Annotated in this window: 20 protein-coding genes; 14 read left to right on the top strand and 6 right to left on the bottom strand. The window is 48.9% G+C overall.

What is annotated here, in order from left to right; genetic code table 11:
* Nucleotides 1–5: 5 nt before the first annotated feature.
* The 3 genes from nrdA to ubiG all read right to left on the bottom strand — a co-directional run bounded on the left by nrdA (nucleotide 6) and on the right by ubiG (nucleotide 4,142).
* Nucleotides 6–2,345 carry a class 1a ribonucleoside-diphosphate reductase subunit alpha gene (gene nrdA, locus CWE22_RS01945; RefSeq protein WP_169929717.1) on the bottom strand — a complete coding sequence of 780 codons (2,340 nt, stop codon included), beginning with the start codon at nucleotides 2,343–2,345 and terminating at the stop codon, nucleotides 6–8.
* 400 nt (nucleotides 2,346–2,745) lie between these two features.
* The gene (gph, locus tag CWE22_RS01950; RefSeq protein ID WP_169929718.1) at nucleotides 2,746–3,405 is read right to left on the bottom strand and encodes a phosphoglycolate phosphatase; all 660 of its coding nucleotides are present in this window, start codon (nucleotides 3,403–3,405) and stop codon (nucleotides 2,746–2,748) included.
* Nucleotides 3,405–4,142 carry a bifunctional 2-polyprenyl-6-hydroxyphenol methylase/3-demethylubiquinol 3-O-methyltransferase UbiG gene (gene ubiG / locus CWE22_RS01955; protein ID WP_169929719.1) on the bottom strand — a complete coding sequence of 246 codons (738 nt, stop codon included), beginning with the start codon at nucleotides 4,140–4,142 and terminating at the stop codon, nucleotides 3,405–3,407. The genes gph and ubiG overlap by 1 nt, the downstream gene beginning before the upstream one ends.
* A gap of 152 nt (nucleotides 4,143–4,294) precedes the next feature.
* Between ubiG and gyrA the strand changes: the two genes are divergently transcribed.
* From gyrA to CWE22_RS02010, 11 genes are all read left to right on the top strand, one after another.
* Nucleotides 4,295–6,994, top strand: a complete 2,700-nt coding sequence (gene gyrA, locus CWE22_RS01960; protein ID WP_169929720.1) for a DNA topoisomerase (ATP-hydrolyzing) subunit A — start codon at nucleotides 4,295–4,297, stop codon at nucleotides 6,992–6,994.
* A 5-nt stretch (nucleotides 6,995–6,999) separates the two neighbouring features.
* Nucleotides 7,000–8,091, top strand: coding sequence for a 3-phosphoserine/phosphohydroxythreonine transaminase (serC, locus tag CWE22_RS01965; RefSeq protein ID WP_169929721.1), 1,092 nt, complete (start codon nucleotides 7,000–7,002; stop codon nucleotides 8,089–8,091).
* Between the two features lie 73 nt (nucleotides 8,092–8,164).
* On the top strand, nucleotides 8,165–9,265 hold the full coding sequence (gene hisC / locus CWE22_RS01970; RefSeq protein ID WP_169930989.1) for a histidinol-phosphate transaminase: 1,101 nt from the start codon (nucleotides 8,165–8,167) through the stop codon (nucleotides 9,263–9,265).
* Nucleotides 9,266–9,276: 11 nt separating this feature from the next.
* On the top strand, nucleotides 9,277–10,578 hold the full coding sequence (gene aroA, locus CWE22_RS01975) for a 3-phosphoshikimate 1-carboxyvinyltransferase (protein WP_169929722.1): 1,302 nt from the start codon (nucleotides 9,277–9,279) through the stop codon (nucleotides 10,576–10,578).
* A gap of 94 nt (nucleotides 10,579–10,672) precedes the next feature.
* Nucleotides 10,673–11,374: a (d)CMP kinase gene (gene cmk, locus CWE22_RS01980; protein ID WP_169929723.1), complete on the top strand. Its 702-nt coding sequence runs from the start codon at nucleotides 10,673–10,675 to the stop codon at nucleotides 11,372–11,374.
* Nucleotides 11,375–11,484: 110 nt separating this feature from the next.
* Nucleotides 11,485–13,158 (top strand): 30S ribosomal protein S1, encoded by a 1,674-nt coding sequence (gene rpsA, locus CWE22_RS01985; protein WP_169929724.1) that lies wholly within the window; start codon nucleotides 11,485–11,487, stop codon nucleotides 13,156–13,158.
* A gap of 52 nt (nucleotides 13,159–13,210) precedes the next feature.
* The gene (locus tag CWE22_RS01990; RefSeq protein ID WP_169929725.1) at nucleotides 13,211–13,495 is read left to right on the top strand and encodes an integration host factor subunit beta; all 285 of its coding nucleotides are present in this window, start codon (nucleotides 13,211–13,213) and stop codon (nucleotides 13,493–13,495) included.
* 99 nt (nucleotides 13,496–13,594) lie between these two features.
* The gene (locus CWE22_RS01995) at nucleotides 13,595–13,879 is read left to right on the top strand and encodes a lipopolysaccharide assembly protein LapA domain-containing protein (RefSeq protein ID WP_169929726.1); all 285 of its coding nucleotides are present in this window, start codon (nucleotides 13,595–13,597) and stop codon (nucleotides 13,877–13,879) included.
* Between the two features lie 3 nt (nucleotides 13,880–13,882).
* Nucleotides 13,883–15,040, top strand: coding sequence for a lipopolysaccharide assembly protein LapB (lapB, locus tag CWE22_RS02000; RefSeq protein WP_169929727.1), 1,158 nt, complete (start codon nucleotides 13,883–13,885; stop codon nucleotides 15,038–15,040).
* On the top strand, nucleotides 15,041–15,748 hold the full coding sequence (gene pyrF / locus CWE22_RS02005; RefSeq protein ID WP_169929728.1) for an orotidine-5'-phosphate decarboxylase: 708 nt from the start codon (nucleotides 15,041–15,043) through the stop codon (nucleotides 15,746–15,748).
* Nucleotides 15,749–15,823: 75 nt separating this feature from the next.
* Nucleotides 15,824–16,159, top strand: coding sequence for a ComEA family DNA-binding protein (locus CWE22_RS02010; protein WP_211618589.1), 336 nt, complete (start codon nucleotides 15,824–15,826; stop codon nucleotides 16,157–16,159).
* Between the two features lie 21 nt (nucleotides 16,160–16,180).
* On the opposite strand, the gene CWE22_RS02015 is transcribed toward CWE22_RS02010, so the two are convergent.
* Complete coding sequence (locus tag CWE22_RS02015; RefSeq protein ID WP_169929730.1) at nucleotides 16,181–16,789, bottom strand: rhomboid family intramembrane serine protease; 609 nt, start codon at nucleotides 16,787–16,789, stop codon at nucleotides 16,181–16,183.
* A 129-nt stretch (nucleotides 16,790–16,918) separates the two neighbouring features.
* On the opposite strand from CWE22_RS02015, the gene ggt reads away from it, so the two are divergent.
* The gene (gene ggt, locus CWE22_RS02020) at nucleotides 16,919–18,709 is read left to right on the top strand and encodes a gamma-glutamyltransferase (protein WP_244595931.1); all 1,791 of its coding nucleotides are present in this window, start codon (nucleotides 16,919–16,921) and stop codon (nucleotides 18,707–18,709) included.
* 43 nt (nucleotides 18,710–18,752) lie between these two features.
* Here ggt and msrB read toward each other — a convergent pair whose 3' ends face one another.
* Together msrB and CWE22_RS02030 are read right to left on the bottom strand one after the other, a co-directional pair.
* Nucleotides 18,753–19,946, bottom strand: coding sequence for a peptide-methionine (R)-S-oxide reductase MsrB (gene msrB / locus CWE22_RS02025; RefSeq protein WP_169929731.1), 1,194 nt, complete (start codon nucleotides 19,944–19,946; stop codon nucleotides 18,753–18,755).
* Complete coding sequence (locus CWE22_RS02030) at nucleotides 19,943–20,665, bottom strand: DUF1499 domain-containing protein (protein WP_244595932.1); 723 nt, start codon at nucleotides 20,663–20,665, stop codon at nucleotides 19,943–19,945. Before CWE22_RS02030 ends, msrB begins: the two co-directional genes overlap by 4 nt.
* Before the next feature lie 179 nt (nucleotides 20,666–20,844).
* Here CWE22_RS02030 and CWE22_RS02035 point away from each other — a divergent pair, with 179 nt between their 5' ends.
* Together CWE22_RS02035 and CWE22_RS02040 are read left to right on the top strand one after the other, a co-directional pair.
* Nucleotides 20,845–23,244 (top strand): TonB-dependent receptor, encoded by a 2,400-nt coding sequence (locus CWE22_RS02035; RefSeq protein ID WP_169929732.1) that lies wholly within the window; start codon nucleotides 20,845–20,847, stop codon nucleotides 23,242–23,244.
* A gap of 35 nt (nucleotides 23,245–23,279) precedes the next feature.
* On the top strand, nucleotides 23,280–25,445 hold the full coding sequence (locus tag CWE22_RS02040; RefSeq protein ID WP_244595933.1) for an FAD-dependent oxidoreductase: 2,166 nt from the start codon (nucleotides 23,280–23,282) through the stop codon (nucleotides 25,443–25,445).
* Nucleotide 25,446 lies beyond the last annotated feature (1 nt).

Consider the following 25,446-nt stretch of genomic DNA (forward strand, 5'->3'; position numbering starts at 1 on the left):
ATGCGTTAGATTTTACAAGCGCCGCCTGCACAATCATCGTCTTCTTCACTTACGTCAACGGTTGCGCTCTGGTTTGCTGCTTCTACTTGTTTTTGGTCAATTTTATCGCGCAGATCGACTTGGTTGTCAGACGCACCATCGCGAGTGTTGTGGTAGTACAAAGTCTTGACGCCCAGTTTGTAGGCATAGAGCAGATCTTGTAGTAACTGCTTCATCGGAACCTTGCCACCCTCAAACTTGTTCGGGTCGTAGTTGGTGTTGGCAGAAATGGTTTGATCGACAAACTTCTGCATAATGCCGACTAATTCCAAATAGCCTTTGTTGTTCGGGATAGTCCACAGCAACTCATACGCATCTTTCAGCGTTTCGTATTCAGGGACAACTTGCTTGGTGACACCATCTTTCGATGCTTTGATACTGATATGGCCACGTGGTGGCTCGATACCGTTCGTTGCATTCGAAATTTGCGATGATGTTTCTGATGGCATCAACGCCGACAGCGTGGAGTTACGCATACCGTATTTTTTGACATCCGCGCGCAATTGATCCCAATCCAGATGCAGTGGTTCTGAACAAACGGCATCGAGTTCTTTTTTATAGGTATCGGTTGGCATCAAGCCTTGCGAGTATGTGGTCTCGTTGAACTTCGGACATGCGCCTACTTCTTTCGCCAAATTCACCGAGGCTTTCATGAGATAATATTGAATCGCTTCGAATGTCTTGTGGACCAAACCATTGGCTGACCCGTCAGAGTAACGGACACCGTTTTTGGCTAGGTAATAGGCAAAGTTGATCACGCCAATACCGAGTGTACGACGGCCCATAGTGGCATTGAGTGCTGCTGGCACTGGATACTCTTGATAATCGAGCAGACTATCAAGGGCACGTACTGCCAAATCCGCCATTTCTTCGATTTCATCGAGTGATTTAATCGCACCTAAGTTGAATGCCGATAACGTACACAACGCAATTTCGCCTTCCTCATCATTGACATGACGCAATGGCTTGGTCGGTAACGCGATTTCGAGACACAAGTTGCTTTGTCGAATCGGTGCAACTTTGGGGTCAAATGGGCTATGCGTGTTGCAGTGGTCAACGTTCTGCAAGTAGATACGACCTGTACTGGCGCGCTCTTGCATATATAACCCAAAGAGCTCTATGGCTTTGATACGTTTCTTCCGAATCGAGTCATCAGCTTCGTATTGAAGATACAAGCGTTCGAACTCGACTTGGTCAGCAAAGAATGCGTCATACAACCCAGGGACATCCGATGGGCTGAAGAGGGTGATGTAATCGTCTTTAATCAGACGTTGGTACATGAGCTTGTTAAACTGGACGCCATAATCGAGGTGACGTACGCGGTTTTCTTCAACACCGCGGTTATTCTTTAATACCAATAAGTTTTCAACTTCCAAGTGCCATAGCGGATAGAAGAGGGTCGCTGCACCACCACGCACGCCACCTTGCGAGCAGCTTTTCACCGCAGTTTGGAAGTATTTGTAGAACGGAATACAGCCGGTGTGGAATGCTTCGCCGCTACGAATTGGGCTACCGAGTGCACGAATGCGCCCAGCGTTAATTCCAATACCAGCGCGCTGTGATACGTATTTGACGATGGCGCTCGCCGTGGCATTGATAGAATCTAGGCTATCGCCCGCTTCGATTAATACGCATGAGCTGAATTGGCGAGTTGGCGTGCGGACACCTGACATGATTGGTGTCGGCAATGAGATCTTAAATAATGAGGTCGCGTCGTAAAAGCGTTTGACGTAGGTCAAACGGGTTTCGCGAGGATAATTCGCAAACAAGCAAGCCGCAACGAGCAGGTAAAGGAACTGCGCGCTCTCATAGATTTCACCAGTGACGCGGTTCTGGACTAGATATTTGCCTTCCAATTGTTTCACAGCGGCATACGAGAAGTTGAGGTCGCGACCATGATCCATGTAATCGTTCAACTCATTGAACTCAGCTTCGGTGTAGTCTTCGAGTAAGTGTTTGTCATAACGACCGTTTTCGACCATTCGCTTCACCTGCTGGTACAGGTGTGGTGGCTCGAATTTGCCATACGCTAATTTACGCAAGTGAAAGATGGCCAACCGCGCGGCGAGGTATTGATAGTCCGGAGCTTCTTCCGAAATCAAATCAGCAGCAGCCTTAATGATGGTTTCATGAATGTCTTCGGTTTTGATACCGTCATAAAATTGAATGTGTGACTTAATCTCAACTTGTGAGACTGAGACATTATTCAGGCCTTCCGCGGCCCAACTAATCACTCGGTGGATTTTATCGAGGTCTAGAGGTTCGCGTTCACCGCTACGTTTCGTCACGAAGAGCTGTTGGTTCATGGGGCGTATTTCCGTCACTTTTATCGTTATGAGTTATTTTTGTTACCACTAGATGTAGTGCTTTGAATAGGTGTTTCGAGCGAAAATTGCACAATATCTAGGGTTGTTAGCTTTGGGTATCGTAGTCATGGATCTACGGATGATCAAGCGATTCTTTTCGACAAAAGTGTGGGTAAGCGGACAACTGGGTCGAGGTGTCTGGCTAAAAGCGTTGTGGTTATAACGCTTTAGCAAAATCAAGCAGAGAAAAACTTATTTTTAAGAATTTTTTGGTCTTTCAGATAGCTTCTTAAGATATACAAATCATAAGCGCCTATTTATAAGGCTTGCACAAGATGTTTGAAGAAATTGTGACCACAAACCCTACATCTAGTGTTTGCGGTCGTTCCATGTCTTTCGGTTACAGCAGCGATAATAGGTCTAGTGGCGTCTGAATTTGGTGATCAGCTTGCCAGAGGTGCGGCTGCTCGGAACTGTGGATATAGCCGTACGCAGCGAGAATGGTCCGCATGCCGGCCGCTCGGCCCGCTTGGATGTCTCGTTCAGCGTCACCAATGTACCAGCAAGCCTCGGCACTGACGCCGAGTTGCTGTGCTGCATGAAGGAGTGGTTCGGGATGCGGTTTAGCGACCGCTAACGTGTCACCAGACACAACGACATCTATAGCATGCAGTTGTGGGTAGTAAGGCAGCAGTTGCTCAGTCAGTTTACTCGGCTTGTTGGTCACAATAGCAACGGCTATAGAGTGCGTTTTGAGCGCTTCCAACAGATCAATAACGCCAGGGTAGAGCGCTGTGCCGTTGGCAATGGAGTCCGCATAGGCCTGTAAAAATGCCGTGCGTAACTCGTGTTTGCGTTGTTCAAACTCGTCAATACCATACGCGTGCTTCAACAAACCCGCCGAACCATGCGAGGCCAGCGGCGTATATTCTTCCGCAGTGACCAACGGTCGCTCCTCTGCGGCGAGTACTTTATTAAGTGCAGCGCCTAAATCAGGTGCGGTATCGAGCAAGGTACCATCAAGGTCAAAGAGAATGGCTTGCGGCTTCGTCAGAGACATCAGCTGTTCTCCTTAGACTCAGGCTTACGCAACGCCACAATATAGTTCACATCGACATTTTGCTCGTCTAAATAAAAGCCGCGCCATGGTAAGTAATGCAGACCCGTCATCGTTATTGCTGATAGACCGACTGCATCAGTCATTCTGAGCAGTTCGGCCGGTTGAATGAAGCGTTTATGGTCATGCGTCCCCCGCGGCACCCAGCGCAAGACATACTCAGCAGCGACAATACCTAGTAACCACGACTTGAGATTTCGATTTAAAGTGGAGAACACCACCACACCACCGGGTTTCACCAACTGACTCGCTGCGCGCACGACACTACTGGGGTCAGGCACGTGTTCTAACATCTCTAAGCAAGTTACCACGTCGAACTGGTATGGTTGTTGCTCAGCAAAATCTTCTGCGGCTACACAGCGGTAATCAATAGTCAGTTGACTCTCTAATGCATGCAGACGAGCTACTTCCAAGGATTGCTCAGCCAAATCTATACCTGTGACTCGCGCTCCGGCTTTTGCTAAACCTTCAGCAAGAATGCCGCCACCACAGCCGATATCGAGAACATCCAGATCAAAGACACCGTCGCTATGCTGCTGAATAAAGTCTAACCGCAGCGGATTAATAGCGTGCAGGGGTTTGAACTCGCCTTCCGGATCCCACCAGCGTGAGGCGAGGGCACTAAATTTTGCGATTTCATTCGGGTCGACATTTTCATGTGCGGGCTGTTTAAGGCTCATAATACTTCTGCTACGGCGAAAAAGTGGGTACAGTGTACTCAACCTACCGCCTTAAAAAAAGCGCCGGAAAAAGGATGCGATAGCATTTTGCTACGGGTACAATGGAATCCGTTTGAATATTATAAAAAGAATGATCGTTTAGGGATAAAGCTATGAGTGATCTCGCAAGAGAAGTCGTACCGGTCAATATTGAAGATGAACTGAAGAGTTCATACCTCGATTACGCGATGAGCGTCATTGTCGGACGTGCATTGCCAGACGTACGCGATGGTCTAAAACCCGTTCATCGACGCGTGTTGTTCGCGATGAACGAATTGCGGAATGATTTTAACAAGCCGTATAAAAAATCAGCTCGTATTGTCGGTGATGTCATTGGTAAGTATCACCCCCACGGTGACAGTGCTGTGTATGACACCATTGTCCGTATGGCCCAGCCTTTCTCATTGCGCTATATGTTGGTCGACGGCCAAGGTAACTTCGGTTCTGTCGATGGTGACTCGGCTGCAGCTATGCGTTACACCGAAATTCGCATGGCAAAAATTGCCAGTGAATTGCTGTCAGACCTCGATAAGGAAACCGTCGACTTTGTCCCTAACTATGACGGTACTGAACAAATCCCTGATGTATTGCCAACACGGGTCCCGAACTTATTGGTGAACGGTTCGTCGGGTATTGCTGTCGGTATGGCAACCAATATCCCGCCGCATAACTTGACCGAGGTTATCGACGGCTGTTTGGCGATGATTGAGAATCCGGCGATCACCATTGAAGAATTGATGGAATACATTCCGGGTCCAGACTTCCCGACGGCGGCAAGTATTTCAGGTCGTGCCGGCATCATCGAAGCTTATAAAACCGGTCGTGGCCGTATTCATTTGCGGGCTAAGGCTGAAATTGAGACCGATAGTAATGGTCGTGAAGCCATTATCGTTACTGAGATTCCTTATCAGGTTAACAAAGCACGATTAATCGAAAAGATTGCGGAACTGGTCAAAGAGAAGCGTCTCGAGGGCATTTCTGGCTTGCGCGACGAGTCTGACAAAGACGGTATGCGTATCGTGATCGAATTGAAACGTGGCGAAGTCAGCGACGTAGTTCTGAACCATCTGTATGCCAATACCCAAATGCAAGTGGTGTTTGGTATCAACATGGTGGCTTTGGATCGCAATCAACCGCGTTTGTTTACCCTTATCGATATGCTCGAATGCTTTATTCGTCACCGTCGAGAAGTGGTGACGCGCCGCTCGGTTTATGAACTGCGTAAAGCGCGTGAACGTGCACATATCCTCGAAGGTCTCGCTATTGCGCTGGCCAATATCGACGAAATTATCGAGCTGATCCGGCGCTCACCCACACCAGCGGAAGCGAAAGCTGGCTTAACTGCACAAGCGTGGTTGTTAGGTGACGTGGCAGCTATGTTGGAGCGCGCTGGTGTTGACGCTGCGCGTCCTGATCACTTGGATCCTGCGTTTGGAATTCGCGACGGTCAGTACTATCTCACCGAAGAACAAGCGCAAGCGATTTTGGATTTACGCCTGCACAAGTTGACTGGACTTGAGCATGAGAAAATCCTAGAAGAATATAAGAATCTGCTGCAGCAAATCGAAGAACTGTTGCTGATTTTGAATGACTCCAACCGCTTGATGGAAGTGATTCGCGAAGAACTTGAGAAAATTAGAGCCGATTATGGTGATGCGCGTCGTACCGAGATTACCGCATCAATGCATGATATCAGCATGGAAGACCTCATCAACGAGGAAGACGTCGTCGTAACACTGTCACATCATGGTTACGTGAAGTATCAGCCGTTGACCGAGTATGAGGCTCAGCGTCGTGGTGGTAAAGGCAAGTCAGCGACGAAGATGAAAGACGAAGATTTCGTCGAGAGACTCTGGGTGGCCAATACCCATGACACTATTCTGTGCTTCTCGACGCGCGGTCGGATTTACTGGATGAAGGTTTACCAACTGCCGTTGGCGACGCGTATTTCGCGTGGCCGTCCTATTGTGAACTTATTGCCACTTGAAGCTGAAGAGCGTATCACCGCGATTCTGCCGACACGTGACTATCCAGAAGACAAGTTTGTCGTAATGGCGACGCGTAACGGGACTGTGAAGAAAACCCCATTGGTCGATTATTCACGACCACGTAATGGTGGCATTATCGCTCTTAACCTAAATGATGGTGATGAACTGATCGGTGTGGATCTAACCAGTGCCGGCGACGAAATCATGCTGTTCTCGGACGCGGGTAAAGTGGTTCGATTCAGCGAAGATCAAGTGCGCTCAATGGGTCGTACGGCTACCGGTGTTCGTGGTATTCGCCTCGAAGCAGGGCAGCGCGTGGTGTCGTTGATTGTGCCACGTAGCGAACCTGAATTAGGTGAAGACGAGACGGAAACCGCGGTACTGACGGTGACCGAAAACGGTTATGGTAAGCGTACTCCGATTAGTCAATATCCTGCGAAGAGTCGCGCGACCAAAGGTGTGGTCTCAATTAAGGTCAGTGAACGTAATGGTGCGGTAGTTGGAGCGATGGAAGTGGTCGCCAACAACCAAATTATGTTGATCAGTGACCGCGCCACCCTAGTTCGAACGCGAGTCAGTGAAGTTTCCGTGGTTGGCCGTAACACACAAGGTGTGCGACTGATAAGAACCACCGGTGATGAGAAAGTTGTTGGTATGCAGCGGATCGATGAGATCGATGAAGATGCAGAGACCGATGCACTTGAACCTGTTGATCCAGCAGATTTGGTAGAAGAGCCAGAAGCGCTGGATGATGCGGAAGCAACTGATGATGCCGCTGACGGTGACATGGATAGTGATAGTCCGGTGGACAAAAACGAGGATTAAAGTGCATGAGTAGTGCCCCGTTTAACTTTTCTGCGGGGCCGGCAATGCTGCCGGCTGAAGTCATGGTGCAAGCCCAAGAGGAATTCCGTAATTGGAATCACAGCGGCATCTCAGTGATGGAGATCAGTCACCGTGACCGAGCTTTTATGGATATGGCTGCGGCGGCAGAGCAAGATCTTCGCGATTTGATGAGTATTCCCGACAACTATCGCGTGCTCTTCATGCATGGTGGTGGTCGAGGGCAGTTTTCAGCGGTGCCGCAAAATATTGCTGGGCCCGATGCAACCGTCGATTATTTGCATTGTGGTATTTGGTCTGATTTTGCGATTCGCGAAGCCCAAAAATACGTGGCTCAAGTGAATGTGGTGGGAGCAACGGTCGATACGCCGCAAGGTCGAGCGATTAGTGCCCCAGAAACTTGGCAACGGTCAAGCGCACCGGCATATTTTCATTATTGCCCAAACGAAACCGTGGACGGTATTGCATTACATGATATTCCCGATGTCGGAGACGTGCCGTTAGTTGCGGATATGTCGTCAAACATTTTGTCCGAGCCTTTGGATGTGAGCCGCTTCGGTGTTATTTATGCCGGCGCCCAGAAGAATATCGGTCCGTCAGGTTTTGCTATTGCGATAGTCCGTGATGATTTGCTGGGCAGAGCCCAAGGTAATACCTCAACCATCATGGATTATACCGTTCAGGCGAAAGATGGCTCGATGTATAACACCCCCAATACATTTGCTTGGTATTTGTCTGGACTCGTTTTTCAGTGGCTGAAGCGACAAGGTGGAGTCGAGGCGATCGGGCGAATGAACCACGCCAAGGCAAATAAACTTTACGAATACATTGATCAATCCGATTTCTATTCGAATCCAGTCCATCCGAATTACCGTTCTATAATGAACGTGCCGTTCCTGTTAGCCGATAATCGGCTCGACGGTGAATTCTTACAACAAGCTGCGGCGGCGGGATTGGTTGGGCTTAAAGGTCACCGCTTTGTCGGCGGCATGCGCGCGAGCATCTATAACGCTATGCCTATGGCTGGCGTCGACGCTTTACTCGACTTTATGCGCGACTTCGAAAAAGCCAAAGGGTAGTCTCTTTCGACTATCTATTACCTATTAACTATTAACTATTAACTATTAACGGTATTACGAGTCACAAGGTGTAATCATGACATTTAACGCGACCGAATTGGCCAACTTAGGCATTCGCAATCTAAGCCCTTATCAAGCGGGTAAGCCCATTGAAGAAGTAGAGCGCGAGCTCGGTATCAAGAATATCGTGAAACTGGCTTCGAATGAGAATCCGCTTGGTTTGAGTCCTCGCGTTAAAGAGGCTCTGACCGCGACGCTAGCAGGTTTAGCACGCTACCCGGACGCGAATGGTTTTTACTTGAAAGCGAAAATTGCTGAAAAATTTGGTGTGCGCGCGAATCAAATTACTTTGGGTAACGGTTCGAATGATGTGCTTGAGTTGCTAGCAAGAACCTTTGTGAGTGATGAGCATGAAGTCATCTATTCACAGCACGCTTTTGTCGTCTATCCGCTAGTGACCCAAGCGTTGGGAGCTAAGGGTATTGCGGTACCAGCCAAAGATTATGGCCACGACTTGGATGCAATGTTAGCGGCGATTACACCGCGTACGCGCATGATTTTTATTGCCAACCCCAATAATCCAACCGGTACTTTTTTAACGTCAGAACAATTAGCAGCTTTTATCGCCAAGGTTCCTGAGAACGTGTTGGTCGTTCTCGATGAAGCGTACTACGAATATGTGCCAGAGTCACAACGCGCGCCATCTATTGATTGGGTTCAGCGTTATCCCAATTTAGTAGTTAGCCGGACCTTTTCAAAAGCCTATGGCCTAGCAGGTTTGCGCGCGGGCTTCATGGTGACTCATCCTGATTTAGCTGATTTGATGAATCGCGTTCGTCAGCCATTTAATATGAATAGCTTAAGTTTGCGTGCTGCTGAAGTTGCTCTTGATGATATAGCGTACCTAAATGAATCAGTAGCGGTGAATGATGCAGGGATGGCGCAATTGGTAGCATTTTGTGAAAAGCATGAATTGCCATACATTCCATCATACGGAAACTTTCTCACTATTGAAGTGGGCTCTGACGCGGCCGGTTTATATCAGAAACTGTTGCAGCACGGTGTGATCGTACGTCCAGTTGCGGGCTACGAGTTACCGCGCCATTTAAGGGTGAGTATCGGTCTCAAACATGAAAACCAGGCGTTTATCGACGCCATGGAAGCCATACTGTAGCTGTGCTAACTATGGAAACCATCAGGCTCCAAGGACTACAGCAGTGCGCAGGTGAAATTCATGTGCCTGGCTCTAAAAGTATTGCGAATCGAGCCTTACTGATGGCAGCGTTGAGTACAACTGATGACGGTTCGCCAGCTGTGACCGAATTGACCAATTTGTTACGCAGTGACGATACTGAACGTATGCTTGAAGCGTTACAAGCGCTCGGTGTCGCCATTGAGTTTGACGCGAATCCCACTACCGTCCGTGTAACAGGCTGCGGAGGACACTGGTCTCAGATACCTGAACAACTCTACCTAGGGAACGCAGGAACAGCTATGCGTCCCCTGGTTGCAGTGCTTGCCAGTACGTTAAAGCAGTCGCAAAATATCAAGCTCACTGGTGATGCTCGGATGCAGGAACGTCCTATCAAAGCTTTAGTGTCGGCGCTATTGCAGGGTGATGCAGGTATCCAATATCTTGCCGAGGAGGGCTATCCACCGCTCAGTATTCGCGCGGGTATGCACGGGGGTTCAATCAGTATTGATGGAAGCGAATCGAGTCAATATGTGAGTGCTCTCTTGATGGCATTGCCCTTGCTACCTCAGGAAAGCTTGTTGACACTGACTGGTACTGTGGTCTCGTGGCCATACATAGAGCTCACCTTAGCCATGTTGGAACGCTTTGGCATTGAAATTCATCGCATCGCAAAACATGAATTTATAATTCCGGGTGGACAGCGATACCGCTCACCACAGCAATATTGGGTTGAGGGAGATGCTAGCTCAGCTTCCTACTGGTTAGCGGCAGGGGTGCTCGGTGGAGGTCCGCTGCGGGTCCATGGCGTCGGCAGTGCAAGTATTCAAGGTGATCTGGCCTTTGCCGAGCAACTACGAGCCATTGGTGGCAAGGTAACCGTCGCAGAAACCTATATTGATGTTGCCGGTGGCGATATTCATGGCTTCGATGCTGATTTGAATGCGATTCCGGATGCGGCTATGACCTTTGCGACAATGGCATTGTTTGCCGATGGACCAACAACAATTCGCAATATCGCTAACTGGCGAATCAAAGAAACCGACCGCTTGGCGGCGATGGCGACTGAGCTGAGAAAAGTTGGTGCGACAGTCGAAGAGGGCAGTGACTACATTCAAATTACCCCGCCTGCCGTGATTTCTCATGGACACATTGACACTTACGATGATCATCGTATGGCCATGAGTTTTGCTTTGCTGGGCTTTAGCACCGCCGGCGTGACCATCCGTGATCCCAATTGCTGTCGTAAGACCTATCCCGATTTCTTCACGAAGTTTCAACAGTACTGTCATTAACGGACGGTAGCCTTCACCTCCCAAACTTCGATTAAACGTGCATTTTTTGTAAAAATCCGTATAATTGCGGCGCTTCAATTTTATAGAGGACAGCATGGCGACAAACATACCGGTAATTACAATCGATGGCCCAGGCGGGGCCGGCAAAGGCACAGTAAGCCAAATATTGGCGGAAAAACTTGGCTGGCATTTACTCGACAGCGGTGCGATTTATCGGGTGTTAGCGTTGGCTGCTATCCATCACCGGTTCGCTCCGGACGATGAAGAGAGTCTGGTGGCACTCGCCAGCAATCTTGATGTGAAGTTCGAAGTTGAGGCTGAGAAGGCGCTCACGCACATCATTCTTGAGGGCGAAGATGTCACCATGACGATTCGCACTCAGCAGGTCGCTGATATGGCTTCGAAGGTCGCTGCATTACCTCGCGTCCGTGAAGCGTTACTGCGTCGCCAACGCGCGTTCAAAGAGTTACCCGGTCTGGTTGCTGATGGTCGCGATATGGGGACTGTGGTATTTAAAGATGCTGCCGCGAAAGTTTATTTGACCGCCAGTGCTGAAGAACGAGCACGCCGCCGTCACCAGCAATTGCTGGAAAAGGGAATACCTGCTAAAATTGACCAATTAATCGCCGAAATCCAAGAGCGTGATGAACGCGATACGAACCGCTCGGTTGCCCCTTTGAAGGCCGCCGAGGGTTCTTTGTTTGTAGATTCAACGACTTTGACGATTGCAGAAGTCGTGGACCAAATTTTAGAGTTTGCTCATGGCAAGCTCTCACATTCTGAGAAAACAGCCTAAGACGCTGTTGGCTTAGCTGTCTGCCGTAAGGATGCGAGCAGATTATTTTTCACAACCCCGCCTTTCAGGATTGCTTGGTGGACGTACTTAACTAAAAGTAGTTAACACATATGTCAGAAAATTTTGCACAACTGTTTGAAGAGAGCCTGAAAACGGTCGAAACTCGCCCAGGTTCTATCGTAAAAGGTACTGTCGTAGCGATTAACCGCGATGTCGTGTTAGTTGACGCAGGCCTCAAGTCTGAAAGTGCTATCCCAGTTGAACAATTCCGCAATGCTGAAGGCCAAGTCGAAATCAAAGTCGGCGACGAAATTGATGTGGCGTTGGACGCAGTAGAAGACGGCTTCGGTGAGACTATCCTGTCTCGTGAAAAAGCGAAGCGTTATGAAGCGTGGTTGGTGCTTGAGAAAGCATACGAAGAGCAAGCAACTGTTACCGGTTTAATTAGCGGTAAAGTTAAAGGCGGCTTCACAGTTGATTTAGGTGGTGTACGCGCGTTCTTACCAGGTTCTTTGGTAGACGTACGTCCAGTTCGTGAAACGACCCACTTAGAAAATAAAGAACTCGAATTTAAAGTCATCAAGCTTGACCAGAAACGCAACAACGTTGTGGTTTCACGTCGTGCTGTGATTGAGACTGAAAACAGCGCTGAGCGCGATGCACTGCTTGAGAACCTGCAAGAAGGTCAAGAAGTTCAAGGTATCGTTAAGAACTTGACTGATTACGGTGCGTTCGTTGACTTAGGCGGCGTTGACGGCCTGCTACACATCACTGATATGGCTTGGAAGCGCGTGAAGCACCCAAGCGAAGTCGTGAATGTTGGTGACGAGATCACTGTCAAAGTATTGAAGTTCGACCGCGATCGTACCCGTGTATCTCTGGGTCTGAAGCAGTTGGGCGCTGATCCGTGGGCTGACATTGCTGCGCGTTACCCAGAAGGGCATCGCCTGCAAGGTCGTGTCACTAACTTAACTGACTACGGTTGCTTCGTTGAAATCGAAGAAGGCGTGGAAGGTTTGGTACACGTATCTGAAATGGATTGGACCAACAAGAACGTACACCCATCTAAAGTTGTGAACTTAGATGACGTTGTTGAAGTGATGGTATTGGAAATTGACGAAGAGCGTCGCCGTATATCATTGGGTCTGAAACAATGTAAAGCTAACCCGTGGGAAGAGTTCGCGAAACACTTCAACAAGGGCGACAAAGTATCAGGCAAAATCAAGTCAATCACTGACTTCGGTATCTTCATCGGCTTGGACGGTGGTATCGATGGTTTGGTTCACTTGTCAGACATCAGCTGGAATGCGACTGGCGAAGAAGCTGTTCGTGAATTCAAGAAAGGCGAAGAAGTCACTGCTGTGGTACTCCAAGTCGACGCAGAACGCGAGCGTATCTCGTTGGGCGTTAAGCAGTTGGAAGAAGATCCGTTCAACAATTATCTGGCAGTCAACAAAAAAGGTGCTATCGTTACTGGTAAGGTCATCGAAGTTGATGCCAAAGGCGCTAAAGTTGAGCTTGCAGATAGTGTTGAAGGCTACGTTCGCGTTGCTGACATTTCACGTGACCGTATCGAAGATGCGAGCACTGTATTGAAAGTTGGTGATGAAGTTGAAGCTCGTTTCATGGGCGTTGATCGTAAAAACCGTACGCTGAGCCTCTCTATTCGTGCAAAAGACGAAGTAGAAGAGAAAGAAGCGATGGAAACTGTCAACAAGCAGGAAGAAGACAACTTCAGTAACGCAATGGCTGAAGCTTTCAAAGCTGCGAAAACTGACGATTAATAACCATTTGTGATGCGCTGTATAGGCATTGACGCTAATAGAGGAGTTTGTGATGACAAAATCGGAACTGATTCAACAGTTATCGTCGCTGTATCCAGACCTATCGCCGCGTCAAGTTGAAGATGCTGTGAAGGAGTTGATTGAGCAAATGGCGCAACAGCTATCAAGCGGAGGTCGAATCGAGATCCGCGGCTTCGGCAGCTTTTCATTGCATTACCGCGCACCACGAGTGGGTCGAAATCCAAAAACCGGAGCGAAAGTGGAACTAGATGGAAAGTATGTTCCACACTTCAAACCAGGCAAAGAGCTGCGTGAACGCGTAGATAATCTCGGCTAAGGTTATTGGAATTCGTCGTCGAGTTCATAAAAACGGCATGCTATAGTACAGCATGCCGTTTTTTTATGACGATTTAGCCTCGTTAGAATAGGGAATATCATGTTGCGTTTCGTCTTTGTCATTCTCCCCGTCGTGGTCCTCTTTTTGTTGGCCATTGCTTTCGGTGCGCTCAATAAGAATGTGGTTGCCGTTGATTTCATCATCGTCCAAACAGAACTTCCACTCGCCGTCCTGACCGCACTATTCTTAGTGCTCGGCTTCCTCATTGGTGCAGCTGGATTAGTATCGCGGAACTGGTGGTTACGTCGTGAAAATCGCAAACTGAAAAAGCAACTAACCAAAGCCCAACCCAACACAACTTCAGCGGCGGCAGAGCGACCATAAACGATGCTTGAACTTCTGTTCTTATTGCTTCCAGTTGCAGCCGCCTATGGCTGGTTTATGGGTCGCAATAGTGTCCGTAATGAAGATCGGAAAGAACAAGAACAATTCTCGAAACAATATGTAACGGGTTTGAACCTATTACTATCGGATCAGCCTGACAAAGCGGTCGATTTGTTTATTGAGCTGCTTGATGTCGATTCCGACACGCTTGAGACTCACTGGGCGTTAGGTAAACTGTTTCGCCGCCGAGGTGAATTTGACCGCGCGATTAAAATCCATCAGAACCTAACATCGCGACCTGCTATCAGCGAGAGTGAACGACGCACCGCTATGTTCGAGCTTGGTCTCGATTACTTAGCGGCTGGTCTTTATGACCGCGCAGAAGACATGTTGTTAGCATTGCAATCTGATCCACAATTTAAAGCTGCCTGCTTACGCCACCTATTAGAGCTTTATGAGTCTACACATGAGTGGGATAAAGCGATTAAGATTGCGCTTAAGTTAACCAAAATTGACAATAATGCCGAAAAAATCGTGGCGCAATTGTATTGTGAATTGGCAGACAAGCAAGACGATAGCGAACTGACTGAGAAGTTTTATAACAAAGCACGTAAACATGACGGTAGCTGTGTTCGCGCGGCGTTAGCCTTGGGGCGGTTATGGTATAACCAAGGTCACTTTCGTAAAGCACAATCGATCTTGTGCGGTATTTTGCATGAGGACAGTGACTTCATTGCTGAAGCACTGCCACTGATTAAAGCTTGCTACGAAGCATTGGATGATGAAGCCGGTCTAATCCACTTCCTCCATGAATGTGTGCGTGAGGGGCAGTCGACTACCGCCAGTATTCTGTTGTCCGAATTAATTGCGCGAGAAAATGGTATCGAAGCCGCTGAGCAATTCGTGCAGAGTAGCTTGATTAGAAATCCAACCATGAAAGGCTTTCATCAGTTGATGGACTTTCATATCCGCGCCGCGGACGTTGGTAAAGCACGTGATAGTTTGAAAGTCCTGCAGCGATTGGTTCAACAACAAATGTCGCAACGGCCGCGTTATCGTTGCCGACACTGTGGATTTTCAGGGAGTACTTTGTATTGGCATTGTCCATCCTGTCGAAGCTGGGGACAGTTAAAGCCAATTATTGGATTAGATGGAGATTAAATGACGACTCGTTCGCAACTTTTTGTGGCTTTAGATTATGCTGATGCGCAATCTGCACGGCAGTTGGTGAATCAATTAGATCCGAAATTGTGTGGTTTAAAAGTCGGTAAGGAGCTGTTTACCGCGGCTGGACCGGATTTTGTGCGCGAACTAGTGCAATCAGGCTTCAAGGTTTTTCTCGATCTAAAATTCCATGATATACCCAATACGGTCGCTAAAGCAGTAGCAGCCGCCGCCGACCTCGGTGTGTGGATGGTGAATGTCCATGCGATGGGAGGTCGACGTATGCTAGTTGCGGCTCGAGACGCGTTAGCAGACCGCGAACACCGCCCATTATTGATTGCTGTTACCGTGCTGACCAGTATGACCGCTGATGATTTACGCGAGCTCGGTATTGAAAGGACTCCAGAACAACATGTGCAGGCACTCGCACAACTTGCAGCTGACGCTGGTTTAGATGGTGTAGTCTGTTCTGCACATGAAGCCGAATCGCTGCAACAAGCACAAGGCCATGAATTTATCCTGGTAACTCCAGGCATTCGTCCACATGGAAGTGAACAAGGTGATCAACGCCGTATCATGACGCCAGAGCAGGCCGCAGCGCTGGGCATACAGGTATTGGTGATTGGACGTCCGATAACGCAAGCAAAAGATCCGCTAGCAGCGCTACAAGCAATCCAAGAAAGTCTTACAGCAAGTTCCGCGTAAGCAATTCGTATCCATGATTCTCCTTGATTACACTAAATGGACTGCATTAAGCAGGTCTTTAACAAGGAGCATTACATGGAACGTCATAATCCCCGGCGGTCGTTTTTGGTCGCTCTCGCGGTTGTCATCGGTGGTGCCTCGGCAACGCTTTACGCAGAACCGTCTTATGCATCAATGAATCCAATGGTACAGAAAGCTGCTGCAGTCGCCGCCAATGAGCAAGTGAATCTCAACACTGCAACTGCAGAACAGTTAGCGATGAATCTCACCGGTGTGGGTTTAAAGCGCGCTCAAGCAATTATAGAGTTGCGTGAGAAGATCGGTGGTTTCAGTGATATCAATCAGCTTCTGCAGGTCAAAGGAATTGGCCCACGGATGCTGGAGATCAACAAAGATCGTTTGGTTATTTAGCGACATGAGTAAAACGGCGCATCAGTTCTCTGGTGCGCCTTTCATTGCTAACTGCCGTAATGCTCTGCGATGCAAGTAAAAAGCCGGTAGAGCAGCAATGAGGCCTGCTGTGTGAACAATAGCCAGCTCTTTAGCAGGTGTTATTTCTAAAAATGTCCATCCTAGCCATTCACTCGCCACTTTCAGAAGCAGCAGAACCAAAGGAATGATGATTAAATAATCGCGCATGGACCACTCGGCGCGGCGCCATTCAATCAGTAACCCAAAGAGTAACCAACCATGAATAAGCACCGACCAGCCACCAAATGATTCCGGTTGACCGAAACCGTAGATGAATAGACTACTCAGAGTAGTGATAATGAGCACACCATTGATGTAAGTGCGAACGGTAAAGTGTTGTGCGAACAACAGAGTGACGAAGACTAATGCAACGGCATTCCAACCCACATGTTGCCAGCTGAGATGCAGTGCATGAGTGGTTATGAGGCGCCAGATTTCTGAAAAAGCTAATTCGCGTTCAAACCAATAGGGTTCAATGAATGAGGGCTGTTCAACAGCCATGCCGTATAGCCAGAGGCTTATGATGGCAAGTAAAAGACTCGTGATAATGACCTGATTTCTATCCGACATTAGTCGTGAAACTCCATACCGGCATTGCGCTCCTGAATCATGCTGCCTATCATACCGAATCGAACGTTTATTTCGAATCAGAAATAATCATAGTCATAGATTTTTGGATCCCGGAACGAGGAGTAGTGAGTGTCGTATACATTCTGGTCTAAGGTCGGTTGGATATGTGCAGCAGGCATTTTAAGTTGCGCGTTAGTCGCTTGTCAGCCCAAGCCATCAACTAACGATTCTGTTGTTGATCAATCTGTAGCAGCAGACCCAGAAGCGGCAACCGGTCGTGCCGTCAAAACGGGGCAAACCGCACAAAACTATATGGCCGCCGCAGCAACGCCCTTAGCAGCAGAGGCGGGTGCTCGAGTACTTGCGGAAGGCGGCACGGCGATAGATGCAGCTATAGCGGTACAGGCTATGTTGACATTGACGGAACCGCAATCGAGCGGCATTGGTGGCGGCGCGTTTATTCTCTATTGGAGTGCCGAAGAGCGGAAATTGTATACCGTTGACGCACGAGAACGAGCTCCGCTAAACGCCGGTCCCGAATTGTTTTTTGACGCCCAAGGAAAGCCGCCTCAAAGTTATTGGGATGCGGTAATTGGTGGGCGGTCGGTTGGCACTCCTGGTGTTCTGAGAGGACTCGAGCTAGCGCATCAAAAGTGGGGCGGTTTGGCGTGGTCCGAACTCTTTATCGACGCCATTCAAACTGCTCGAGAAGGCTTCCCAGTATCACCGCGGTTAGCGAAATTATTAGCGATTGAGATGAATCCTGGAATTAAGGAACTCCGTCCAGCTGCGGACTATTTTTATCCGAATGGTGAGCCACTGGCAGTAGGAACTGTTCTGAAGAATCCCGAGCTAGCCGAGAGTTTTCAGCTCATCGCTGAGCAAGGCGCGGATGCGTTCTACACTGGACCTATTGCTGCCCAAATTGTGCAAGCCGTTCAAAATAGTACGCAGTCACCTGGGCTCATGACACTGGATGACCTCGCGCAATACGAAGCGAAGCTCCGTGAGCCTGTTTGTTCGCTGTATCGTGTTCATACCATCTGTGGCATGGGACCACCGAGCTCGGGCGCAACGACAGTCCTACAAATTTTAGGGATTCTAGAGAACTTCCCGGTCAGTGAGTGGAGTCCAACGGGTGAAACGTTTGTGCATCATTTTGCGCAGGCGTCGCGGCTCGCATTTGCTGATCGGAATCGGTACTTAGCAGACAGTGACTTTGTTGATGTGCCAGTATCAGCGATGCTGGATAAAGCCTACCTGCAAGAACGCTCTGCGTTGATTAGCAACGAGGATATGGGACGGGCACAGCCAGGTGTATTTGCTCAATACAGCTATGCGGATGACCAGTCACCTGAGTTCCCGAATACCAGCCATATCTCAATTGTAGACGCCCAAGGCAATGCAGTATCCATGACCACGAGCATTGAAATGGGCTTTGGATCGGCAGTTATGGCGGGTGGCTTTTTGCTGAATAACCAGTTAACCGATTTTTCTATCATTCCGATGGCCGATGGTAAACTTGTTGCCAATCGTGTTCAGGGTGGCAAACGTCCGCGCAGTTCCATGTCGCCCACCATGATTTTCGATCAAGAGGGTGATGATTTGGTGCATGTGGTTGGTTCTCCCGGCGGTTCGCGCATCATCAATTATGTTGCTCAAACGGTTGTCGGTTTGACGGATTTTGAGATGGACATGCAAAGTGCCATCGACCAAGCACATATCACCAACTTGAACGGTTCGACTCAGCTCGAGGCTGGAACGGTGATGGCAGAGTTAGAACAAGCATTACAAGCCCGAGGGCACAAGGTTCAAGTGCAAGATTTGAACAGTGGCTTGCATGGCATTACGGTGTTGCCTGATGGAACCCTATTCGGTGGCGCTGATCCTAGGCGTGAGGGGATAGCCGCTGGCCAATAAAAAAGCGGGCCTCGACGGGCCCGTTTTTATTGAAGCGTGTAAACTAGTCTGCAGTGACAGCAGAGACGTATTCGCCATAGCCGCGCTCAGCCATTTCAGCGAGTGGAATAAACTCGAGCGCCGCTGAATTCATGCAATAGCGCAGCCCCGTTGGCGCAGGACCGTCTTCAAATACGTGGCCTAGATGGGAATCAGCATAGCGACTACGCGCTTCAATACGTGTCATAAACCACGACCGGTCGGTTTTGGTGACAATGTACTTGTCATCAATAGGCTGTGTAAAACTTGGCCATCCCGTACCGGACTCAAATTTATCACGTGATGAGAAGAGCGGCTCACCGCTGACAATATCGACGTAAATGCCGTCACGTTTCTCGTCCCACAATGGATTATCGAAAGCCCGTTCCGTTTTATCTTTTTGTGTCACGGAATACTGGATCGGAGTGAGCTTTGCTTTTAACTCTGCATCCGATGGCTTCACAAAGTTCTCGAAATTCATAGTTGTGGCTCCAGCGTTAACATCTGATTCAGCTGCTGATGAGGGCTGTGATTTATCTGTATCAGCAGGGACAATGGGGTCTTTGATTTGACTGTAGTCAATTTCATAGTCACTCCCCCAAGCCGCTTCGGTAAACTGAAACCGTCCGGAATTGAACGTGTAGATTTGATACCGAACCGGATTCTTCTGGTAATAATTCTGATGATACGTTTCTGCCAGATAGAACTCTCGAACAGGTACTATCGGAATGACCACAGGCTCGTCGTATCGATTCTCTGCAATCAGTTTCGATTTTGCTAATTCAGCTAATTGTTGTTGACGCTCCGAATGATAGAAAATACCGGGTCGGTACTGTTGACCTCGGTCGACAAATTGCCCGTTAAGATCAGTCGGATCCATCATCCGCCACAATGCTTCCAATAATGCAGTATAAGTGACCACCTCTGGGTCGTAATATACTCGGACCGCCTCAGTGTGGCCAGTTTGCCCACCAGCCACTTCGCGATAAGTTGGATTGACCTCATCACCGCCAGTGTAGCCCGAAACAGCTTCAACCACCCCTGGCACTTCTTCAAAGGCCTTTTCTACACACCAAAAACACCCACCCGCAAAGGTAGCTTGGGCATAATTGCTGTATTGCTCAGAATCGGTAGAGTTCTGGGCAAAAGAAGCGGGTGCCAGCGCGGTGAACACGATGGCTGCGGTTAAACGAACTAAACGGCGATAATAATGACTCATAGGCGGCTATCTAACTCCTCAATAAAAGCGCGGATGCGGCGCGCATTGGCACCTACATCACTCAAACCAACACGTGATTTACTACGAACATCAATAGCAGTGTTATCACCGGTTGCGACTAATCGAATCACAACGTCGTCTTTGAAACCGAACCAAGTGGTTGTTGCAGTTGCTTCAATCAGGCCTGCGGCAGGATCCGAAGCGACAATCTCCCAACCCATATCGGCGGCAACAAGAAGTGCAGTATCGAAAGCAGTTGCAGGGGAAACGGCCGTAAAGTAGGTGGTAATATCAGGGTACGCTTCACGTTGTTTCTCCGCAGTTTCAGCACCAGCGTACTCTACTGGGTTTGGCGCATCGGCTCGCAAAGGCGCAATAGCGACAAATGCTGGTGGATTCTCTAAGTCAGTACTGATGTCGTGAATGCGTGGCACACTCATAGCGGTTTGATACTGCTGATAGGGCAGATAGAAACCAATAGCGCCGACCAGTATTAACGCAACCAGTAAACCTTGTTTCGCAGCCTGTGGACGACGAAAAATCATCAGTAGTAACGACAAAATCGCAACAACACCGACAGTTATCGCGCTGTAGCGAAGAATGAAAAACGCATCACCGAGCGTCAGCACATCAAAGCGGTAGAGTGGCCCAGAGAAAGCTAACGTAAGAATCGCTAGGATTCCGACGACGATGATGGCGAGAGTGATTTTGTTGAACATGGCATTTAATCCTTATTGTTATCGTTGCCTACTGTAAGATCAGTCTATAGCGTTAGGCAAAATTTACGTATTACTACACTAAATTGATCACATTTTTGCGCAAATAAAGCTGCGCAGATGAACAATTGAACGCGTATCCTAGTATTGGTAAATCATTGAGAATAATAAAGGAAATTCATATGTCGGTGAGTAAGTTTCGGATTTCGCTGGTCGCTCAAAGTTGCGTATTGGCATGTAGCACGCTGAGTTTGCCCGTATCTTATGCAATGCAAGCTGCTGATTCTGTAGAGAATAGCGGCAGAGACGAGACCACTGAAGTGATCGAAATTAAAGGCACGAGAACAGACTCTGCAGCGCTATCACCACAAAGCGCTGGTATCGGTGATTTGTTTGGTGACACCCAAGCACTGGCTGAATTAGCTCGATCTGTCACACCCATTTCGGCAGAGCTCATTGAAGCGGCCGCTGTGAATGATTTGCACGATATCAACAAAATAGCACCGAATAGTTTTGCGGCTGCTGGATTTGGCGCTCCAAGCTTACCGACGTTACGTGGACAGCTGGGTGAGATTTTCCAACTGGGTATGCGACGCCAAGGTGGGAATAATGGCCTCGGTATTCCGCTGTCGTTTAATAGTGTCGGTCAAATTGACGTAGTTCGCGGTCTACCGCCAGTTATTCTTGGCAGCACACAACGTACGGGCGGCTTTGTCAATATCCAGCCAAAGCGTGCCAATTTAAGTCAAGATGTCGGTACTGCTCAAGTAGAAGTGGGTGAGTGGCAGAGTTACCGTAGTCAATTCGATTACAGTGCCTTGCTCGAAAAAGATAACGAGGCGCTCAGAGCCAGTGTCGAAGTGATTCGTGAGGACAGTTTCTATGATTACAGCGAGCATAAAAGCGACGATCTTTTTGTGAGCTATCGGTGGCGCCCTGATAGTCAGTCGGAATTAAATCTATTTGCCGAATGGTACGACGTCGAATGGACTGATAACGCGGGTTTCAATCGCCCGACTCAAGCCTTGATTGACGACGGTTTATACGTGACGGGACAAGGTCGCCAGCCCAATGGATCTGAGGTACCTGGTGCATTTGCTTTGGTTTCGCCCGAGAGTTTGGTCGAATTACCGCGCTCACAAGTCTATACCGACCCGGATGATATCAATGGTGCGCAGACATTTTTGTTGCACGGCATCTATGAACGAGAACTGAATCGAGAGTGGGCATTTAGCCAGCGCTTCTATTATCAGCATCTCGACCGCGAGGAGATTGCACAGAATTCTTTCGTGGAAATTGTGGACGGCGCCCAGACCTTTGAGACCAGAGCTGAATTGCGCTATGCCAAGTCTCCGAAGGCGATTACTTGGTTCGGTGTGAATCTGCGCGTTAACGACGTGTTGGCGTACAGTCAGTTCACCACAGAGGCCGATTTACCGGTCGATTTAAGCGGTCCGCTGAGCAATCGGCGTATTCCTTTGACGCCTGAGCAACAAGCGCGTCTGGTAGAGTTGCGTCCCGGTGTATTTGTCTCACCGGGAACCCAATATGATCTCGATGGCGACGGTGTAGGTGATTTTAACTTGTCGGATAGCACCGATTCGACCAGTCAGCAATGGGGCCTATTCGTTCAGCACGAGCGGCAATGGACCGATACTATCAAAGTGAATGGTGGTATCCGTGCTGACTACTATAATGTGACGGCAAGTGACCCGTTGCCGCCGGCAGGTGTAACTGAAATTCCAGAGGATACCTACACCGATTGGCTTTATGGCGCTCAATTGAGCATCCAATACCAGCCGAGCCAAGCGCATGTGTGGTATGCAAGTTTGAATCAACAAGAGGCGACGTCGAATAGTGTTGCTGGAGGGACCGTGTTGGGCGCTGATCAACGCATCAACCCGCTTAATTTTGCCGGTGAAACCGATGCATTCGAGGTAGGCTATAAATATGCCCCAGTCGCCGCAACTTGGTATGCTGATGTGGCGTGGTTTACGCAAACTCGAGGCCTACGTAACCGCGATGGCAGTAATACGGGTATTAAGACTCGCGGTATCGAAGCGCAGTGGTTTTATCAAGCGGATCAACTCTGGTTGACTGCCGGCTACAGCTATTTGGATGCCCGCTTCGATAATTCAGCAAGTTTCCAAGATTCTCGCACGGTTTACGACGCGTTTACTGATGAGCGGCCAGATTTGGTTGCTGGGACGGGCGTTGGCGCACCAAACTTTGCTGCGTTCGCGCCGTCAACCATGCGAGTTCAAGGTTTGCCTGATCATCAAGCGTCCGTCGCTCTTGGTTACGATGTCACGAGCCAGATTGCCGTTGGTGGCAATGCGACTTATACCGGTGACTATAAGCTCGACTTTTTGGATACTGTGCGTATTCGAGACCAACATACGTTGAATCTTTTTGCGCAATGGCGGTCAGTAACTCAACGCCATAAAGTACGCTTAGATATTTATAACGTAACCGATGAAGAGAACTGGTCGCCGGTGTTTGAAGGTGGGTATTTCGGGTCGACTTTGGTGTTCCCAGAGTTACCCCGACACCTAGAGCTAACGTATACCTACAAATTCTAATTGAAACCATTTAGCTAGAGGGAAGTGCTACTAAAGTGAGCCTCATTACCAGTTGGAAAAAGCTGCTGATTGCAGTACTCATTATTGCTGCAATTGCCGCAAGTATCTTTTTCGATGTCACGCAGTACTTAACCTTGGAACAGTTAAAGCAGCAGCAAAATCAACTCGCCAGTTGGCGGGATGAGCACATGTTGGTGTTGTTTGCGGCGTACTTTGGGGTCTATGTGCTGGCAACGGCGTTGTCGATTCCCGGAGCGATTATCCTTACACTTGGAGCTGGCGCTGTATTTGGGCTTGGCTTGGGTTTGTTACTCGCCTCATTCGCCTCGACCTTAGGCGCTACCTTAGCGTTTCTCAGTGCTCGGTATTTATTTCGAGACTCACTCGAACAACGCTTTTCCAAACGCTTAGAGTCGATGAATCAAGGTATTGAGCGTGATGGTGCTTGGTATCTGGCGACGCTTCGATTGGTGCCGTTATTCCCATTTTGGATGATTAACTTGCTGATGGGAGTGACCAGAATCCGACTATGGACCTACTACTGGGTGAGTCAAGTAGGTATGTTGGCGGGCACCGCCGTTTACGTAAACGCGGGAACACAACTGGCACAGGTGGAGCAGGTCGGCGATATCGTCTCTTTTGAATTACTATTGAGTTTTATATTACTCGGCGTTTTCCCACTGATAGCGAAATGGTTGGTCGGTGTGCTCAAAGCTCGAAAAGTTTATCAAGGGTTCAAAAAGCCACGACGTTTTGACGATAATCTCCTGGTCATTGGCGCTGGAAGTGGTGGACTGGTCAGTGCCTATATTGCAGCGGCGGTGAAGGCTAAGGTAACTCTGGTTGAGAAGCACAAAATGGGTGGGGATTGCCTGAATACGGGTTGTGTTCCTTCCAAAGCGTTATTGCATGTCGCGCATGGTCGGCATGCTGCGGCGCAGCTTGCGAAACAAGGCGCGCCAGTGGACCTTAAGCCGATTCAATTTACTAAAGTCATGGAATCGATTCACGATGTCATCCGCGCCATTGAACCGCATGATTCGCCAGAGCGCTATGAAAGCCTCGGTGTCAATGTTGTGCAAGGTCATGCACGACTCGTGTCGCCCTGGGAAGTTGAGATCACCGACGCAAACGGGACGACATCAACACGAACAGCGAAATCGATTGTATTGGCAACTGGCGCGCGCCCCTTTGTGCCCCCGATTCCTGGTTTAGACAGTGCTGCCTACGTCACATCCGATAACTTGTGGGGCTTACGTGAACAACCCCAACAACTCGTCGTGCTCGGCGGTGGTCCGATTGGCGCGGAATTAGCCCAAGCATTCGCACGCTTAGGAACGGCGGTAACCGTGGTGGAAATGCAAGAACAACTCTTACCGCGTGAAGATGCAGATGTGGCGGCTTTGGTAAAACAGCAATTCGAAGCGGATGGCATTCAATTGCGTTTGGGTTGGAAAGCGGTTGAGGTGCAAACTGTAGACACACAGACACTGGTCATTGAACGTGATGGTCAACGCGAGTCTATAGCATGTGATCTGATTCTGGTTGCAGTGGGACGCGCTGCTAATTTGACTGGCTATGGACTTGAAGAGCTCGGTATCGAGACTGAGAGAACGATAGTGACCAACGGCTTTTTACAAACTACCATGCCGAATATCTATGCTGTCGGTGACGTAGCAGGCCCTTATCAGTTTACTCACACGGCGAGTCATCAGGCCTGGTATGCCGCTGTCAACGGATTGTTCTCTCCCTTTAAGAAATTCAAAGCTGATTACAGTGTTATTCCTTGGGCAACATTCATCCAACCTGAAATTGCAACGGTAGGGCATACAGAGCGCTCTGCGCAAGCCGCAAGCATCGACTATGAGTTGACAACCTACGGTATTGACGATCTTGACCGAGCTATTGCCGATGATGCAGCTTACGGTATGGTGAAAGTGCTCACGGTGCCGGGTAAAGATAAAATCATCGGTGCAACCATTGTCGGTGCACACAGTGCAGATCTACTTGCGGAGTTTGTGTTGGCCATGAAACATGGGCTAGGATTGAAGAAAATTCTAGGCACGATTCATATTTACCCAACGATGGCCGAAGCCAATAAGTTTGCCGCCGGGAACTGGCAACGAGCGCATGCACCAGAACGAGTGTTGGCGTGGTTAGCCTCATTTCATCGCTGGCGCCGTGGCGGTAAGGACGATTGAT

Origin of the sequence: Pseudidiomarina aestuarii (assembly GCF_003987355.1) — a bacterium.
Lineage (GTDB): Bacteria > Pseudomonadota > Gammaproteobacteria > Enterobacterales > Alteromonadaceae > Pseudidiomarina > Pseudidiomarina aestuarii.

Excerpts from the sequence above, each read along its gene's own strand:
- gph (WP_169929718.1), bottom strand. The coding sequence starts at position 3,405 with ATGTCTCTGACGAAGCCGCAAGCCATTCTCTTTGACCTTGATGGTACC.
- ubiG (WP_169929719.1), bottom strand. The coding sequence starts at position 4,142 with ATGAGCCTTAAACAGCCCGCACATGAAAATGTCGACCCGAATGAAATC.
- CWE22_RS01990 (WP_169929725.1), top strand. The coding sequence starts at position 13,211 with ATGACAAAATCGGAACTGATTCAACAGTTATCGTCGCTGTATCCAGAC.
- CWE22_RS02030 (WP_244595932.1), bottom strand. The coding sequence starts at position 20,665 with ATGTTCAACAAAATCACTCTCGCCATCATCGTCGTCGGAATCCTAGCG.
- gyrA (WP_169929720.1), top strand. The coding sequence starts at position 4,295 with ATGAGTGATCTCGCAAGAGAAGTCGTACCGGTCAATATTGAAGATGAA.
- aroA (WP_169929722.1), top strand. The coding sequence starts at position 9,277 with ATGGAAACCATCAGGCTCCAAGGACTACAGCAGTGCGCAGGTGAAATT.
- rpsA (WP_169929724.1), top strand. The coding sequence starts at position 11,485 with ATGTCAGAAAATTTTGCACAACTGTTTGAAGAGAGCCTGAAAACGGTC.
- CWE22_RS01995 (WP_169929726.1), top strand. The coding sequence starts at position 13,595 with ATGTTGCGTTTCGTCTTTGTCATTCTCCCCGTCGTGGTCCTCTTTTTG.
- cmk (WP_169929723.1), top strand. The coding sequence starts at position 10,673 with ATGGCGACAAACATACCGGTAATTACAATCGATGGCCCAGGCGGGGCC.
- serC (WP_169929721.1), top strand. The coding sequence starts at position 7,000 with ATGAGTAGTGCCCCGTTTAACTTTTCTGCGGGGCCGGCAATGCTGCCG.
- msrB (WP_169929731.1), bottom strand. The coding sequence starts at position 19,946 with ATGAGTCATTATTATCGCCGTTTAGTTCGTTTAACCGCAGCCATCGTG.
- nrdA (WP_169929717.1), bottom strand. The coding sequence starts at position 2,345 with ATGAACCAACAGCTCTTCGTGACGAAACGTAGCGGTGAACGCGAACCT.
- CWE22_RS02010 (WP_211618589.1), top strand. The coding sequence starts at position 15,824 with ATGGAACGTCATAATCCCCGGCGGTCGTTTTTGGTCGCTCTCGCGGTT.
- CWE22_RS02015 (WP_169929730.1), bottom strand. The coding sequence starts at position 16,789 with ATGTCGGATAGAAATCAGGTCATTATCACGAGTCTTTTACTTGCCATC.
- pyrF (WP_169929728.1), top strand. The coding sequence starts at position 15,041 with ATGACGACTCGTTCGCAACTTTTTGTGGCTTTAGATTATGCTGATGCG.
- CWE22_RS02035 (WP_169929732.1), top strand. The coding sequence starts at position 20,845 with ATGTCGGTGAGTAAGTTTCGGATTTCGCTGGTCGCTCAAAGTTGCGTA.
- lapB (WP_169929727.1), top strand. The coding sequence starts at position 13,883 with ATGCTTGAACTTCTGTTCTTATTGCTTCCAGTTGCAGCCGCCTATGGC.